The sequence below is a fragment of the Streptomyces sp. AK08-02 genome (assembly GCF_033795085.1).
In the GTDB taxonomy this organism is placed as follows: domain Bacteria; phylum Actinomycetota; class Actinomycetes; order Streptomycetales; family Streptomycetaceae; genus Streptomyces; species Streptomyces echiniscabiei.
The window spans coordinates 148,037-163,815 of sequence record NZ_JARAZV010000004.1; the positions used below are offsets into that span (position 1 = coordinate 148,037).

Annotated in this window: 13 protein-coding genes; 10 read left to right on the plus strand and 3 right to left on the minus strand. The window is 68.6% G+C overall.

Features of this window, described 5'->3' with window-relative positions; all coding sequences use genetic code 11:
* Positions 1 to 46: 46 nt before the first annotated feature.
* On the plus strand, positions 47 to 1,057 hold the full coding sequence (locus PV734_RS09540) for an enoyl-CoA hydratase/isomerase family protein (RefSeq protein WP_319289242.1): 1,011 nt from the start codon (positions 47 to 49) through the stop codon (positions 1,055 to 1,057).
* Between the two features lie 249 nt (positions 1,058 to 1,306).
* Here PV734_RS09540 and PV734_RS09545 read toward each other — a convergent pair whose 3' ends face one another.
* Entirely contained in the window at positions 1,307 to 1,885 is a 579-nt protein-coding gene (locus PV734_RS09545) for a TetR/AcrR family transcriptional regulator (RefSeq protein ID WP_319090972.1), read from the minus strand.
* 189 nt (positions 1,886 to 2,074) lie between these two features.
* Here PV734_RS09545 and PV734_RS09550 point away from each other — a divergent pair, with 189 nt between their 5' ends.
* From PV734_RS09550 to lpdA, 7 genes are all read left to right on the plus strand, one after another.
* Positions 2,075 to 2,866: an SDR family oxidoreductase gene (locus PV734_RS09550; protein ID WP_319090971.1), complete on the plus strand. Its 792-nt coding sequence runs from the start codon at positions 2,075 to 2,077 to the stop codon at positions 2,864 to 2,866.
* Between the two features lie 370 nt (positions 2,867 to 3,236).
* Positions 3,237 to 4,301, plus strand: coding sequence for an alkene reductase (locus tag PV734_RS09555; RefSeq protein ID WP_319090970.1), 1,065 nt, complete (start codon positions 3,237 to 3,239; stop codon positions 4,299 to 4,301).
* Positions 4,302 to 4,389: 88 nt separating this feature from the next.
* A complete protein-coding gene (locus PV734_RS09560) occupies positions 4,390 to 5,307 on the plus strand; it encodes an alpha/beta hydrolase (protein ID WP_319090969.1) in 918 nt (305 codons plus the stop codon).
* Positions 5,308 to 5,718: 411 nt separating this feature from the next.
* Positions 5,719 to 6,309: a TetR/AcrR family transcriptional regulator gene (locus PV734_RS09565; RefSeq protein WP_319090968.1), complete on the plus strand. Its 591-nt coding sequence runs from the start codon at positions 5,719 to 5,721 to the stop codon at positions 6,307 to 6,309.
* Between the two features lie 161 nt (positions 6,310 to 6,470).
* Entirely contained in the window at positions 6,471 to 6,689 is a 219-nt protein-coding gene (locus tag PV734_RS09570; protein ID WP_319289243.1) for a hypothetical protein, read from the plus strand.
* A gap of 134 nt (positions 6,690 to 6,823) precedes the next feature.
* Positions 6,824 to 7,297, plus strand: coding sequence for a helix-turn-helix domain-containing protein (locus tag PV734_RS09575; protein ID WP_319289244.1), 474 nt, complete (start codon positions 6,824 to 6,826; stop codon positions 7,295 to 7,297).
* A gap of 106 nt (positions 7,298 to 7,403) precedes the next feature.
* A complete protein-coding gene (lpdA, locus tag PV734_RS09580) occupies positions 7,404 to 8,816 on the plus strand; it encodes a dihydrolipoyl dehydrogenase (protein WP_319289245.1) in 1,413 nt (470 codons plus the stop codon).
* Positions 8,817 to 9,127: 311 nt separating this feature from the next.
* Here the strand turns inward: lpdA and PV734_RS09585 are convergent, their stop codons facing one another.
* Together PV734_RS09585 and PV734_RS09590 are read right to left on the minus strand one after the other, a co-directional pair.
* On the minus strand, positions 9,128 to 9,943 hold the full coding sequence (locus tag PV734_RS09585; RefSeq protein WP_319289246.1) for an oxidoreductase: 816 nt from the start codon (positions 9,941 to 9,943) through the stop codon (positions 9,128 to 9,130).
* A gap of 777 nt (positions 9,944 to 10,720) precedes the next feature.
* Positions 10,721 to 11,725, minus strand: a complete 1,005-nt coding sequence (locus PV734_RS09590) for a response regulator transcription factor (RefSeq protein WP_319090965.1) — start codon at positions 11,723 to 11,725, stop codon at positions 10,721 to 10,723.
* A 1,801-nt stretch (positions 11,726 to 13,526) separates the two neighbouring features.
* On the opposite strand from PV734_RS09590, the gene PV734_RS09595 reads away from it, so the two are divergent.
* Both PV734_RS09595 and PV734_RS09600 read left to right on the plus strand, forming a co-directional pair.
* A complete protein-coding gene (locus PV734_RS09595) occupies positions 13,527 to 14,159 on the plus strand; it encodes an FMN-dependent NADH-azoreductase (RefSeq protein WP_319090964.1) in 633 nt (210 codons plus the stop codon).
* Between the two features lie 216 nt (positions 14,160 to 14,375).
* Positions 14,376 to 15,569 (plus strand): cytochrome P450, encoded by a 1,194-nt coding sequence (locus tag PV734_RS09600; protein ID WP_319090963.1) that lies wholly within the window; start codon positions 14,376 to 14,378, stop codon positions 15,567 to 15,569.
* Positions 15,570 to 15,779: the final 210 nt, after the last annotated feature.

Consider the following 15,779-nt stretch of genomic DNA (forward strand, 5'->3'; position numbering starts at 1 on the left):
ATGGTCAGGACAGCCAGGTCCGCGCGGATGCCGGAGATGATGACCGATGACTGACACCGCCGCGGTCGAGATCCTCGCCGACGTGCGCCGGGGCGTCGGCCACATCCTGCTGAACCGCCCCAAGGCGCTCAACGCCCTGACGGCAGGCATGATCGCCGCCATCGACCGTGTGCTCGCCGCGTGGGAGGACGCGTCGCTCTCCGCTGTGCTGATCGCCAGTACCAGCACGAAGGCGTTCTGCGCCGGTGGGGACATCCGTACGATCCGCGAGCACAGCCTCGCCGGGGATGCCGGGGCCAGTGAGCGGTTCTTCGCCTCCGAGTACCGGCTCAACGCCCGGATCGCCGAGTATCCCGTGCCGGTCGTGTCGCTGATCGACGGACTGTGCATGGGCGGCGGACTCGGTCTGTCCGTGCACGGCGGCTTCCGGGTTGTCACGGAGCGAGCGGTGCTGTCGATGCCGGAGACCGGGATCGGGTTCTTCCCGGACGTCGGGGCCAGCTACTTCCTGCCGAGGCTGCCCGGCGCGATCGGCATGTACCTGGGACTGACCGGGCACCGGCTCGACGCGGCCGACGCCCTGTACACGGGGCTGGCCACGCACTTCGTCCCTGCGGACGGGCTCGACGCGGTCGGGGAGGCCCTGGCCGACAGCCCCGGCGACCCGGTGGACGTGGTCCTGAACCGCCTCGCCGGCCGTTCCCCGGTGGCGGACAGCGGGCTGGCGACGGCACGCGGGGACGTGGACTGGGCGTTCGGCGCGCCGACCCTGGGCGAGATCGACAAACGCCTGCGCCTGCTCGACACCCCCTGGGCGGCAGCCGCGTCGGCCGCCTTGGAGTCCGCTTCGCCCCAGAGCCTGGAGCTCACGCACGCCCTGCTGGCTCGGGGCAGGCAGCACACGTTGCGCGAGTGCCTGGACGCCGAACTCGCCCTCACGCGCACGACCATCCGCACGCCGGACTTCCTGGAGGGCGTCCGTGCCGCCCTGGTCGACAAGGACCGCACCCCCAACTGGCAAGGTGCGTCCCTCGGTGGACGGACACCGCTGTCCTGAGCGTGTCCGCCACGCATGTGCGACGGCGGTCCGTTCGCCGTGATCACACCTCTGGCGCGGTACGGGTGTGAGGGCCGTACGGGACGAGGAGGCACCGAGACGTCTGCGGCGGGGGCTCTCCGCGACCGGTCGCCGAAGCGGGACATGGAGCACAGGCGGCGGTTTCGGGCGGGGGAGTGGTCCCGGAAGCGCAGGTTGTTCCCGTCTGCTCACCCCGTGGCGTTGGCGCGGTCGAACGTCGTCGTCGGGTCAGGATTCCGATTCGGGGTTCTGTGGCTCGGTCAGGGCTTTGTGAGTCGATTCCAGGATCTTCTCCGAGAGTTCGGTGCCCGCCGTGGCGCGGGCCAGCAGGATCGCGCCGACCAGGGTCGCCACTATGGGTAGGCCGTCGTTGGCGTCGGTGGACATCCACGCGGCGAAGTCCTGGACTCCGCCCGCGTACGTTTCGCGCACGTCCCCCGCTGTGGGCTCGCGAGCCATGTCCCCCGCGAATCCCGCAGTGGGGCAACCGGTGCCGGGCTGGTCACGGTGCTCGGTCGACAGATAGAAGTCGACGAGGGCGCCGCGCGCGGTGTCGTGATCGCCGTGGGTCGCGTCGAACGAGGCCAGGAGCAGGTCGAGGTCCCCGAAAGCGGCTTGCGCGGCCTCGGCCACCAGGGCTTCCTTGGAGGGGAACTGCTTGTAGAAGCCGCCCGTGGTCAGCCCGATGGACTTCATCAGATCGGCGACGCTGATGCCGTTCACGCCGCGCTCCCGGAAGAGCTGGGAGGCCGCGGCGACCGCGCGCTCGCGGTTCTCGAGCGCTTGGGCCTGCGAAACCCGACTCATCTCTCACCTGCCCAGGTTAGATAGTTATGTGCATCTATCGTACGCGAAGTGTCGAGCGGTCTCCGGCCGGGGGTGGCGGCCGGCGGGGTCGCAGGTCGTTGACCGGAACTCTTTAGATAGCTATCGTAATCTAAAGAGGGGTCGACGCTCTGGCCCCCATTCCTCCGCAGCCCAGAAACGAGATCCCCCATGACCACGCAGAACAAGACCGCTGTCGTCACCGGCGCGTCCGCGGGCCTGGGTACCGCTTACGCCCATCGGCTTGCCGACCGGGGCTACGACCTGATCCTGGTGGCCCGGAACACCGCACGCCTGGAAACGCTGGCGTCGGACATCCGTAGCCGCACGGGCCGCGCGGTGGACGTCGTCACCGCGGACCTCACCGACGCCGCGCAGATCTCCGTGGTCGAGGAGCGTCTGCGCACCGACGAGAGCGTCGAGGTACTGGTCAACAACGCCGGCGGAGGGCTGTTCACCCCGCTGGCGGCCTCCGACGCCGCGGCCTCCGAGGCGCTGATCAGCCTCAACGTGACCGCGCTGACCAGGCTGACCACCGCGGTCCTGCCGGGCCTGACGTCCCGCGGGCACGGCACCGTGGTGAACGTGTCCTCGGCGCTGGCTCTCAACATCCTGCCCGTCAGCGCTGTCTACAGCGGCACCAAGAGCTACGTGCTCACCTTCACCCAGGCGCTGCAGCAGGAGCTCGCCGAGAGTCCCGTCGTGGTCCAGGCCGTGCTGCCGGGTGCTGTCCGCACGGAGTTCTGGGACGGCTCCGGCGCCGACCTCGGGGCGTTCCCCGACGAGTGGATCATGAGCGCGGACGACGTCGTCGACGCGGCGCTCGCCGGCCTCGACGCGGGGGAGCCCGTCACCATCCCGTCGCTGCCCCAGATCAGCGACTGGGAGTCGTTCGAGAAGGCGCGTCAGACGCTCGTCCCGAACCTGTCGCTCAAGGCCCCGGCAGCCCGCTACCTCGGCTGACTCCCACTCGTATCCGGGCCGAAGCCCCTTGTGGCAACGGCATGCCTGCGCTTGACACGGCCTGTGCCTGACGCGGCTGGTCCATGACACGGCCGGTGCATCTTGTGGCCGGTGATCCGCAGGACGTGGGGGCGGACCGACACCCTCTTCATTCTCCCTTCGTCCGCCCGAACAGCCGGGGACCGGCACCGCAGTAGCGGCGGTCATGTGCGCGGCGAGCCTGTCCGTTCCGTCGGCTGCCCCTGCGCGCGGCTGTGTTCACGAAAAGAGGGTCCGCCGGCCGCGTCCAGGCTGCTCGCGGCAGCCCGCTGCCCCCGCTGCTCTCTCTCACTCACCATGTCAGTCGTTCGAACCATTTGAGGAAACCTCCATGTTGAACGCCCTGTGGAACCCGATCGTCGCCGGGGAGATCTCTCTGCCGCACCGGCTGGCCATGGCCCCCCTGACCCGGAGCCGGTCCACTCCTGAAGGCGTGCCGACCGAGTTGAACGCCGAGTACTACGCCCAGCGCGCCTCGCACGCCCTCATCATCTCCGAGGGCACTCAGCCCAACGCCGACGGCCAGGGCTACCTGCTCACCCCGGGCATCTACTCCGAGGAGCACATCGCCGGGTGGCGCAAGGTCACGGACGCCGTGCACAAGGCCGACGGGCGCATCGTCATCCAGCTCATGCACGCCGGACGGGTGTCCCACCCCGACAACACGCCGCATCACCGGCAGCCGGTGGCTCCCTCAGCGGTCAAGCCGGTGGGCGAGACATTCACCATGTCCGGTCTCCAGGAGTTTCCGGTACCGCGCGCACTGTCCACCGAGGAGGTCGCCGCCACGGTCGACGACTTCCGCCGCGCCGCGGCTGCCGCTGTCGCGGCCGGCGCCGACGGTGTCGAGATCCACGGTGCCAACGGCTACCTCCTGCACCAGTTCTTCGCCACCAACACCAACGAACGCACCGACCGTTACGGCGGTTCCGTCGAGAACCGCATCCGTTTCGCCGTCGAGGTCGCCACCGCCGTGGCCGAGGAGATCGGCGCCGGCCGCACCGGTATCCGGATCTCGCCCGGCAACCCCTTCAACGACATCGCCGAGAGTGACACCCACGAGCTGTACCCGGCCCTCGTACGTGCGCTCGCTCCGCTCGGCCTCGCCTACCTGCACATCGGAAACCACGGTGGCGACGACGAACTCCTGCACACCCTGCGCAAGCTGTGGCCGGCCACGCTGGTCCTCAACCGGGCCGGCACCGACATCGCCGTCCGCGCCAAGGACGTCGAAGACGGCGTCGCCGACGTCGTCACCGTGGGCTCCATGGCCCTCGCCAACCCCGACCTGGTCGAGCGTGTCCGCGCCGGCGCGCCGCTGAACACCCCCGACCCGGACACCTTCTACGGCGGCGGTGAGGCCGGCTACACCGACTACCCCACCCTCACCTCCTGACAAACGCCACCCACACCGCCTCACAAACCTCACCCGGCACCGGTCCTCGCGGGCCGACATGCCCCTGATGGCCCCCTGGAGGTGCCTCGTGTCTGAGCACGCCGTTGTTGAACTGAGCCCGGAAGCGACCGAGTTCGCGGAATTCTTCGCAGGACTGGCGGTTCCCGAGTCCGAGTTGGATGCGATGCGCATCGTGTCGGAGGGCGTCCATGTCAAGGCCCGGGAGCCGGAAGGCGTCACCTACCGGGAGGTGGATGCGGGAGGCGTTCCGGGGATCTGGTGCGAACCGGTCGACGCCAACACCGACTACGTTCTCCTGCACGGTCACGCCGGGGGCTCCGTACTGTCGTCGGCGTACGTCGACCGAAAGCTCGCCGGCCATATCGCCAGGGCCGCAGGGGCCCCGGTACTGGTGCTGGACTTCCGGCGCGCACCGGAACACAAGTATCCGGCTCAGGTGGACGACGCGGAGGCGGCCTTCAACTGGCTGCTCTCCGAAGGGTATGAGCCGGGGAACATCATCACGATCGGCCACTCGATCGGCGGGTTCATGGCCGTCGCCCTGGCACTTCGCCTCCGTGACAAGAAGCAGCCTCTGCCCGGCGCCATCGTGTCGATCTCGCCCTGGTGCGACCTCGAGATCGCCAACGAGACCATCGCGGCCAACGCCGGGACGGACAAGATCCTCAGCAAGGAACTGCTGGAGTTGTTCCGGGACGCCTGGATCGGCGGCACGGGCATCGAGTTCACGGACACCCGGATCAACCTGAACCGGGTGGACCTGAGCGGCCTGCCCCCGACTCTCGTCTCCTGGGGAACGTACGAGGTGCTCGCCGGAGAGGACGAGGAGTTCGCCGCCCGCGTCAGGGACGCCGGAATCGACACGGCGACCGTGGTGGTCCCCGGCGGCCAGCACTCGTACGTCTACGGTGCCGGCCGGGTTCCGGAGACCGACGCCGCCATCGCGAAGATCGGCGCGTGGGTCCGGGAGAAGGCGAAGATCTGACCGAGAGGTCAGGGTCCGGAGGTCGCGGGATCCGCGCGCCCGCCGGACCGGGACGCTGGACGGACGTCGACACGACCCGTGATGGCCCGCAGGCCGGCGACGCCCGAAACCTCGTCCCGGTCCGACAGGCAGGGTCCGCGCACCGCCGTCCCAGCGAACCGTCAGGGGTCACCCGGCGGTGAAAATCGGCGCAACCCGGCACGGTCGGCGTGGAGCGGCCGGCGCCCGGAATCCGCAAGGTCGCGTTCTTGGGTCCACCGGTGATTCTCATCGTCGAGGAGACCGTGTCGCGAGTCGAAGGGCCACCCGCCGTCACCGTTGCGGACTCTTTGGATTACGTTTGAACTACCATGGGCCGGCGAAATCGGAGAGGGGCGATCGGTCCTTCCGGCCGGCGAAGGAGCGTGTGCTGTGGTGCGGTATGCCAAGGAGCACAAGTCGGAGACAAGGCGGCGGATCGTCGAGACGGCAGGCCGTCGGTTCAAGCAGGACGGTATCGACGGATCCGGCGTCTCGACGCTCATGAAGGACGCGGGACTGACCAACGGGGCCTTCTACGCCCATTTCGCGTCCAAGGATGACCTGGTCACCACCGCGATCGCCGAACAGTTGAAGGCGCAGGCCGAGAACGTCGTCGCGCAGGCCGCGCCTGGCCGAGCCGGACTCGAACAGATTGTGCGCGCGTATCTGTCGCCGCTGCACCGCGACAGTCCCGGTGACGGATGCCCCAATGCCGCTCTGCTCGACGAGATCGGGCGTTGCACCGACGCGACCAGGCAGGCGTACACCGACGGCGTGCTGGTCCTCATTGAGGGCATCGCCGCCCGGATGGCGCCCGAGGCCCCTTCCTCCGCACGTGTGAAGGCACTCAGCCTCCTCGGTCTGATGGCCGGGACACTGCAGCTTTCCCGCGCCCTGACCGACCGCCGACTCGCCCATGAACTCCTCGATCAGGGGATAAGCAACGCCCTCGCCCTGCTGGACGCCGGGCAGCGCGTCTGACGCACCACATCCCTGGGCCCGGGTGACCTCCACCGCTGCGTGCGCCCTCCATCGCGTGCAGTTGTCGGCCGGAATGCTCCAGGCGCAGGTCGTCTGTGTCACCGCCGCCGGGTTCTCCGGCATCGGGTGACCCCTGGTGCTGCGGGTGTTCGTCTTCGCCGGTGGCCGGACCTGTGCACCTGCTGCACGGCGAGTGGCTGTGGCGGGCGGGCCGCCGTGCCGACGCCCGGACCCAGCTGGCCGAAGCCGCGGAAACCTTCCAGTGGCTGGACGCGGCGCCCCTGCTTGCCCGCGCCCGGGTCGAGCGGGAACCGACCAGGCGGCACCTGCGCCGCGAGGCCGTGCCGGCCCGCGGCGCGAGACCGGGGCGCAGCCGCTGATCAGCTCGCGTACGTGGCTCATCGCCGTCGAGTGACCGGTTGCGGAACCGCTAGCTGAGTATACAAAAGTAAACCCAAAGTCGGTTAGGATCGCTCCCATGGACGCGCGGACCGAAGTTCTTCCAGTCACCGGCATGGACCCTCGGCTCGACCGGGACACGTCCAACTGCTCGATCGCGCGGACTCTTGAGGTCGTGGGCGAGAAGTGGACGATCCTGATCCTGCGTGAGGTGTGGTACGGATCGTCCCGGTTCGGCGACTTCGAACGTGTCCTGGGCTGTCCTCGCAATCTTCTGGCGACGCGGCTTCGGATGCTGGTGGAGGAAGGCATCCTGGCCACCGAGACGTACAAGGAGCCCGGTTCGCGGAGTCGGCCCAAGTATGTGATCACTGCCAAGGGTATGGATCTGGTACCGGCCGTGATGGGGCTGCTGCAGTGGGGTGACCGTCACCGCGCCGACCCCGAGGGGCCGGCGGTACTGGCGCGACACCGTGAGTGCGGCGCGAGCGTCGACGTCCGGATTCGTTGCGAACGAGGCCACCCGGTGGAACCGAAGGACATCGAGAGCGCCCCCGGCCCGGCCTTTCGTATGAGGTCACCCGAGTGAGTTGAGGATCTCTCCGTCAGCCTTCGGTCATCCGGGCGCTGTGACGTGTACGGGAGCGAGCCGGCCCCTCGCGGGAGTCGGCCGCCCAGTGGAAAGGAAGCAGTCCATGGACGAGCAGGATGAGCGTTTCGACGTCGTCGTACTCGGCGCGGGTCCCGGCGGATACGTCGCCGCCATCAGGGCAGCCCAACTGGGTAAGCGGGTCGCGGTCGTCGAGGAGAAGTACTGGGGCGGCGTCTGCCTGAACGTGGGCTGTATCCCCACCAAGGCCCTGCTGCGCAACGCCGAACTCGCGCACATCTTCACGCGCGAGGCGAAGACCTTCGGCATCAAGGTCGAGGGTGAGGTCTCCTTCGACTACGGGGAGGCCTTCCGCCGCAGTCGGAAGGTCGCGGACGGCCGGGTCAAGGGCGTCCACTACCTGATGAAGAAGAACAAGATCACGGAGATCAGCGGTCGCGGCACGTTCCTCGACCCGCACACGCTCCAGGTCGCCGACTTCGACGGCAACACCCGCACCATCGGCTTCGACCACTGCGTCATCGCCGCCGGGGCGAGCCCCAGACTGCTCCCCGCCACCCGCCGCACGTCGCGCGTGGTGACGTTCGAGGAGCAGATCCTGGCCGAGGACCTGCCGCGGTCCATCGTCATCGCCGGCGCCGGGGCCATCGGCATCGAGTTCGCCTATGTGCTGCACAACTACGGTGTGAAGGTCACCGTCGTCGAGTTCCTGGACCGGATCGCCCCGCTGGAGGACGCCGAGGTCTCCGCCGAACTGGCCAAGCAGTACCGGAAGTTGGGCATCGACGTCCTCACCTCGACCCGCGTCGAGTCGATCGACGAGTCGGGCCCGCAGGTCCGGGTCACGGTCACCGGCAAGGACGGCGCCAAGCAGGTCCTGGAGGCCGACAAGGTGCTCCAGGCGATCGGATTCGCGCCGAACGTCACCGGCTACGGCCTGGAGAACACCGGCGTGCGCCTCACCGAGCGCGGCGCGATCGACGTCGACGGCCGCTGCCGCACCTCGGTCCCGCACATCTACGCCATCGGGGACGTCACGGCGAAGCTGATGCTCGCCCATGCCGCCGAGGCCATGGGCGTGGTCGCCGCCGAGACGATCGCGGACGCGGAGACCATGGAGCTGGACTACGTGATGATCCCGCGGTCCACTTTCTGTCAGCCGCAGATCGCCAGCTTCGGCTACACCGAGGCACAGGCGAGGGAGAAGGGCTTCGACGTCCAGGTCGCCAAGTTCCCGTTCACCGCGAACGCCAAGGCCCACGGCCTGGGCGACGCGAGCGGTTTCGTGAAGCTGATCAGCGACGCCAAGTACGGCGAGCTTCTCGGCGGCCACCTGATCGGCCCCGACGTCACCGAACTGCTGCCCGAGCTGACCCTGGCCCAGCAGTGGGACCTCACGGTCCACGAGGTCGCCCGCAACGTCCACGCCCATCCCACCCTGGGTGAGGCGGTCAAGGAGGCCGTCCACGGCCTCGCAGGCCACATGATCAACATGTAGCAGGGCAGTCGGCGCAGCTGCACAGCCACCACGGCCGCGACAGTCGCCAGGCCGCAACAAGGCATGTGCGGCGACGGCCGGGTGCGCTGCGGTCGGTGCGGGTCGCGGGGTTGGCGGCGTTCGGGCGGGCCCGGTGCCCGCTGCGGACGCGGAAGGCCCCGGGCCCCGGCCTTGAGATGGACGCTTCACAGATATCGGCGATGTCAGCGATGCCGCCGATGTCGGTGTGTATCGGAGGCGTTCAGGCAGGAAGGGCGCTCTGAGGCCTGACCCGAATCTCCTCGGCCCTTGAGGCCGGCCGGGCCGGTGCGTCAGCCGGGCAGGCGGTTGTTCTTGCGGATCTGCCGGTCGAACACGCCTGCGGGGGCGAGTCGGCGCGCGGTGGTGACGCGGGCGGCCAGCGGACCGGCGGTGTAGCGCAGCTTCGGCTTCTTGTCGGTGGCCGCGGTGACGATCACCTTGGCGACGACGGCGGGGTCGTCGCCGTTCTCCATCGCCTTTGCCATCACCTCGTCGAAGTCCCGCCGCCGCTCCGCGTACAGCGGCAGCGGGGTGTCGGGCTGGGCGGCGTTGGTGTCGAAGCTGGTCCTGGTGTAGGCGGGCTGGACGAGCAGGACCCGCACGCCGTGCTCGCGGACCTCGTGGTCCAGCGACTCGGAGTAGCCCTCGACGGCGTGTTTCGCGGCGACGTACAGGGCCATGAAGGGCTGGGGGGCGACCCCGAGGACGGACGAGATGTTGATGACGCGTCCGCCGCCCTGGGCTCGCATGTGGGGCAGGACGGCCTTCGTCATACGGATGACCCCCAGGACGTTGATGTTCAGCACGTTCTGGGCCTGCGCCACGGAGTTCTCCTCCACCGCACCCGCCGAGCCGAGGCCCGCGTTGTTGACCAGGACGTCGACGCGTCCGAACCGGTCGATCACCTCCGCGACCGCCGCGGTGGCCGAATCGTCACTGCCCACGTCGAGATCGAGGTACGTCACACCGGCGGGCGGGGTGAGTCCGGAGGTCTTGCGGCCGGTCCCGACCACCTCGAAACCCGCCGCGACGAAGGCGCGGGCCGTCTCCTTGCCGATCCCCGATGAGGCCCCTGTCACGAGCGCCACCGGCCGAGTCGCCGTCATCACGTACTCCTTGCTTTGAATTACATTCGTACGTCTTACGTTCGTACGACCATAAGGCGGCCATCGATCGATGGCAAGGGGCGCGTCCGGCGATACGGGAAAGCTCCGGGAAGCGCGGGGTGGGTGGCCGCAGGGCGGGGTGCGGAGTCTCACCGGCAAGGAGGGGGCGGTCAGGGATGCGGGGTGATCAGTGGAGCCGTGTCCCGCGACGGCGGCCCCCGCACGCCGCTCTGCTGAAGGAGGCGTCAGGTCGGCATTTGTCCTGCCGGAGCTGCTCGCGGACGCGGACGCGCACGCTTGACGAACGCGGACGGCCTGGGAGGCGCCTCTGTGGCAGTGTCTGAGAGGCCGCGCCACTCCGAGTGCCGGCAGCTTGACAGGCTTCCGGCCGGTCCCGGAAGTGCGGGACCGGCAGCTTGGGCCTCTGGTGAGTGGGCACTGTCGGGCACTGCCCGGGCCGGTACGCGGGGCGGGTGCTTCTGGCGTGGATGGCGCCGGGCAGGACCATGCGCGCATTCGGTGATCTGGTGGAGTTGCGGCGAGTGGCCGACGAGGGGCACGGCCGGACTGCCCGCGCCGGGCCGCATCCGGGGTCGGCTCGGCATCGTCTCCAAGGGGGTGGTGTCCGGTCGCCGCCATGATTGCCGCCATGGGCGGCGACCGTGGCCGGGCCGCTGTGCTGGGCCCGGCCGCCCCGTGCGTCAGCCTCGGTGTCTCAACCTCTGTTCCTGGCCGGAGATAACGTTGTCCTCCGGTTCGGTGGGACACCAACTGCTGTCAGGCACCCACGTAACCGACAACCTGGCTGGGAGTCGTCGCGCGGTCCTCCGGGAGACGGGTCCAGGTGCTGGCCAGCTCGACGCGGGAGGACACGTCGAGTTTGCGGAAGATCTTCTTGAGGTGGAAGGCCACCGTGTGGGGCGAGATGAACAGTTGGCGGGCGACCCGCCCGTTGGTGAGACCCTGGCTGACCAGCTCGGCGACCGCGTACTCGGTGTCGGTCAACTGGCTTCCGGTCCGCCGGAAGCGCCCGGATCTGACGGGAATCCGGCCGCCGTTGACCTCCAGCTCACGGAGCTTGCTGGCCACACGCAGGACATCGCGCCGCGCGCCGACCGTTCTGTACCCGTCTGCCGCCCTCTTGAGGAGTTCGGCCGCCTGGTCGTGCTCGGAGCGACGGGTGAATCGTACGGCGCTCGCGTCCTCCAGCGCCGAGGCGCGCGCCCAGCCGTCGAGGTGGAGGGCGGAAGCCATCTCCAGAGCCGCGGCGTTCTTCTCGTGGAGGCCCTTGGCATGGGCGGCGGAGGCCTGGATCGTGCGGAACGTCCGGTTGCGGGCACCCAGTTCGCCGGCCAGGGAGACGATGCGGGCGGCGATGTCCTGGTCACCCAGCTGTTGTGCGGCCCGTACCAGCCAGGCCGCCGCGGCGGGTTGTGATACGAGTAACTCCTGGGTCATCGCCCTGTCATGTACGAGGTCACCGAGCAGGCAGGCGACGCTGGCCGGGCCGTCCCGGGCTTCCAGAGCCTGTGCGACAGCCCAGGCGCACTGCCCTGCCATCAGGATCGAGTGACCGAACAGGGCGTTGTCCCGCAGGCGGTTCGCGTAGACGAGGCCGACGTTCGGATCCAGTCGCCGCGTCGCGCTGACGGCCATCACGAGATTTCCGCTCGGCACCGGTTGACGATGCCCGGTCTGCTGCGCCAGGCGCAGGCCCGCCTCGGCCGCTGCCGTTGCGGAGTCCAGGTCCCCCCAGGCGAGTGCGGTTTCCGCCTGGCACATCAATTCGTCCGGCTGTCCGTTAACTTCGGCGAAACGATGGACATCTGACTGGCATTCAGTAAGTATCCTCGTGGCAGCCGCTAGGCCTCGGGCGCGTGTCACCAGGGTTGCGTACCAGATTCTCGCGCTCGGTGAACTGCCCGCCGTCGCTTCGGCCGCCTCCAGCGCTGTGGCCGCTGTGGCGAGACCCATGCTCTTGCCCAACTGGCCGTCGATCCAGGAGTGCACCGAAGCAGAGACTAATCGACCCACTTCGCTTGATCTGTGAAAGAGGGGGTCAGTAACCGCTGATGCCTGAAGGGACACTCTTGCCTCCGAATCGGGACCAGTGAGGCCTGGCGGCGGCCCACTGCTCGCTGAGCGCGGTCGATCGCTCGTGTTCTTCCCGGGTTGAACCGTGCGACGACAGACAGTGTGGGGTGCTCGCGGTGCGTCTCAGACTGCGATCGGGGCTGCAACTCTGTCAAGCATATGCAGGCGGGCGATTCGTTCACCTGTTCCCGAATGTCCGAGGAAACGGAATGCGAGATTCAACCCGGGTGGATCAGTGGAAAAGGTGAGGTGGGCGGCGTTGTCGGCGCGCGAAGCCGAGCTGTGGCCGGTCACGGGTGGTCGTCCTTTCGGTGGCGGGATATCCAGGATGCGGACTAGACCTGTGCGTACCGCACGGCCGATCGATGATGACCAGAATTCGGCCGAGAATGGCCGAGAGGCCCCCTTTTCCTTTTTGGTACGGCACTCCGTCCGTCGAAATCGCCGCGAAAAGGCGTCCTGACTCCCATGATGCCGCGATCACGGGTTGAATCGGATCCGGTGTCGGTTGCCACGGCGCGATGGTGCGATCGGCGTGATGGGTGTGATGGGTGACGGGGCCGGTCGAGCTGTGAGTTCGTTGTCCGGGGTGGAAGCGTTGCACGGTGCGGTCCGCGTTGAGCAGGGTGTCGGGAGACCTGCCACGAGGAAGCGCGGGGCCTGGGCGAAGAGTTCGGGAAAACAGGTCGTCCGGCCGGAGATTTCGGCGGTGTCCAGGACGGGCGGGAACTGATGAGCGTCGGCTCGGTGTCCTCGATCGCGGTGGTCTTCGTGACCGGCGTGCCCAGGGGGCGGCGGACTTGGAGCAGCGCCAGAGGAATCGCCGCGTCATCTGCCGGCACCCGGTAGACGTCCCGGCTGTTCCGTGACCACCTGGACGGCTCGATCGGCCCCGCGACCTGCGCGCATGCCCTGTCTCCAGGTCCCCTCGTGGGCGCCGTCGCGAGGCGGATCGGTGTCTGCGACGGCAGCGGGAGCGCCTGCTCCCCGCGGGCCCCGGCCTGAGCTACCGCGGCTCGCACGGTTCCTCCGGGAACCCCGTCGACGCGGGTAACCCGATCGACATGTCGTCCGTCGACCGCCTCGCGGCCCCACCCTCAACTCGCTCCACTTGAAGATCATCACACGCGGGGCGACTGCTCGGGACCGCCGCGTTGCAGGTGGCCGCCCTTGCGGCGGTGGGATATGCGGGGGCCGGGGGTGACCTGTGTCCGACATGCGGCCGATCGGCGTGACCAGAATTCGGCTGAGAATGGCCGAGAGGCTTCCTTTTCTTTATTCGGCGCGGCATCACGGCCGCCGATATCGGCGCGAAAGGCGTCGAGACCCCCACGACGCCGCTGTGGGACACCATGCCCTGGTCGGGAGCTACCAGACTGAGGGATGCCCCGCGAAGGCGGCCCTGTCTAGACTCGGCGAAGTCGGATCTGCGCTTTCGCGGGCCGTCTGCCGTCCTTACGAACTACCCAGGAAAATTCAGAGGTCTTCTGTGTCTTCTCTTCTTCACATCGATGCGAGCATCCGTACTGAGGGTTCCACCTCGCGCCAGCTGACCTCGTACTTCGCGACGCAGTGGCGGCAGAACCACCCCGATGCCGGCTACGTCTACCGTGACCTGGCCGCGCAGCCCATCCCGCACATCACTCACGCGGTGCGCGAGTACCTTCTCGACCCCAGCCGCGACCACGGTCAGACGGCCGACGAGCAGGCGCTCGCCGACGCGGTGACGGCTGAGGTGCGCGACGCCGACGCGATCGTGCTCGGCGTACCGATGTACAACTACTCGATCCCGTCGAGCATCAAGGCCTGGATCGATCTGCTGGTCTGCCCGGCCCACATGATTCCCCCGGGGGCCGATTCCGGTGCGCTCAGCGGCAAGTCCGTCATCGTGGTCACCGCGCGCGGCGGCTCCTACGCGCCGGGCACTCCCCGCGAGGGCTGGGACTACCAGGAGGCGTACCTGCGGGCCGTTCTCAGCTCGATCGGCCTCGCGGACGATCTCACCTTCGTGCACGCCGAGTTGACCCTCGCCGCGATCGTGCCGGCCATGGCGGCGCTCAAGCCGCTGGGTGAGAAGTCCCTGGCGACCGCCCACGAGACCCTCAAGAAGTTGTCCGCCTGATTCCCACGCGCCCACGGACCCGGTAGGAGTCCGTACCGGCTTGCCGTCCCCTCCACTCCAATTCGGCGGGGCCGGCGGGCCGCCGCATGGGAGCGGCAGCGGCGTGAAGCACGAGGCGAGACGTTCAGAAGATGCCCCGCGCGTGCGGACGCCCTTTCCCATGCGCGCAGTCATGGCCGGAAGCGATACGGATTCACGGATCGGAGAAGAAGCTTCATGAGCGAAGCGATCTCGTACGAGGACGCCTGGGCCCGCATCGACAAGTTCGACCCGCCCGCGCTCTTCGACGAGCTGCGGAAGGAACGCCCGCTCGCCCGGATGGTCTACCCCGACGGCCACGTCGGCTGGATCGCCACCAGCCACGAGTTGGCCCGGCAGGTCCTGGGCGACCCCAGGTTCAGCCACAGCCTGGAGATCGGACACTTCCCGGTCACCAAGTACGGCGGCCCGGTACCGCAGTTCCCGGCCATGCCGGGCATGTTCATCCATATGGACCCGCCGGAGCAGACCCGCTTCCGTAAGCTCCTGACCAAGGAGTTCACCGTGCGTGGCGTAAGCCGGCTCGCGCCGGTCGTCGAGGCGGTGGCCGCAGAGCAGGTCGCGGAGATGCGTGCCCAGGGTGACACCGGCGACTTCATGGAGGTTTTCGCCAGGCCCCTGGTCCTGAAGGTGCTTGCCCCGCTGATCGGCCTCGACTACAGCGAACGGGACCGCTTCGCCGACGCACCGGCCGTGATGAACGACCCGTTCGGCGACCCACAGGCCGCGATGGCCGTGTTCCAGCAGGTGGGCGAGTTCGTCCACGAGACCCTCGCCCGCAAGAAGGCCACACCCGGCGACGACATCGTCAGCCGCCTCATCGCGACCGGTGAGCTGTCCGACGAGGAACTCGGCAACATCACCACCCTGTTGCTCTTCGCGGGATACGAGACCACCGAAGGCGCGCTCGCCACGGGCACCTTCGCCCTGCTGCACCACACCGAGCAACTGGCCGCCCTGCGCGGCGACCTGTCGAAGATCGACGACGCGGTGGAGGAGATCCTCCGCTATGTCACCGTCAACCAGTACGAGACCTTCCGCACCGCCCTGGAGGATCTGGAGCTGGGCGGCGAGTCCGTCACGAAGGGCGAGACGGTCACCGTCTCCCTGCCGGCGGCCAACCGCGACCCGGCGAAGTTCGGCTGTCCCGCCGACCTCGACCTCGACCGCGACACCGCTGGGCACGTCGCCTTCGGCTACGGCGTCCACCAGTGCGTGGGCCAGAACCTGGCCCGCCTCGTGCTGCGCATCGGCTTCCGCTCCCTCCTGGAAGCCTTCCCCGACCTTCGGCTGGCCGCGCCGGCCGACGAGATTCCGCTGCGGACGAAAGGGTCCGTGTTCTCGGTGAAGAGCCTGCCCGTCTCCTGGTAGCCCGCTCCCAGAGGGTGAGCGGGAGCGAGTCCGTTCTCCGGCACGTCCCGAACCGTCCTGGGTGTTCCCTCACTGACTCAAGTGCGCGCGAGACGTCCGCGGGTTGCCCGCTGTAGAACCCAGGGTGCGGTCGCACCCAAGGGCGGCGATGGATCCTGTCCAGGCTCCGGTTCCGGCGGTCGGAGCCTCGCACAACCTGGCCATGTGGAT

Coding starts and splice junctions, on each gene's coding strand:
- PV734_RS09555 (WP_319090970.1), top strand. CDS start 3,237: ATGTTGAACGCCCTGTGGAACCCGATCGTCGCCGGGGAGATCTCTCTG.
- PV734_RS09585 (WP_319289246.1), bottom strand. CDS start 9,943: ATGACGGCGACTCGGCCGGTGGCGCTCGTGACAGGGGCCTCATCGGGG.
- PV734_RS09540 (WP_319289242.1), top strand. CDS start 47: ATGACTGACACCGCCGCGGTCGAGATCCTCGCCGACGTGCGCCGGGGC.
- lpdA (WP_319289245.1), top strand. CDS start 7,404: ATGGACGAGCAGGATGAGCGTTTCGACGTCGTCGTACTCGGCGCGGGT.
- PV734_RS09550 (WP_319090971.1), top strand. CDS start 2,075: ATGACCACGCAGAACAAGACCGCTGTCGTCACCGGCGCGTCCGCGGGC.
- PV734_RS09545 (WP_319090972.1), bottom strand. CDS start 1,885: ATGAGTCGGGTTTCGCAGGCCCAAGCGCTCGAGAACCGCGAGCGCGCG.
- PV734_RS09575 (WP_319289244.1), top strand. CDS start 6,824: ATGGACCCTCGGCTCGACCGGGACACGTCCAACTGCTCGATCGCGCGG.
- PV734_RS09590 (WP_319090965.1), bottom strand. CDS start 11,725: ATGTGCCAGGCGGAAACCGCACTCGCCTGGGGGGACCTGGACTCCGCA.
- PV734_RS09600 (WP_319090963.1), top strand. CDS start 14,376: ATGAGCGAAGCGATCTCGTACGAGGACGCCTGGGCCCGCATCGACAAG.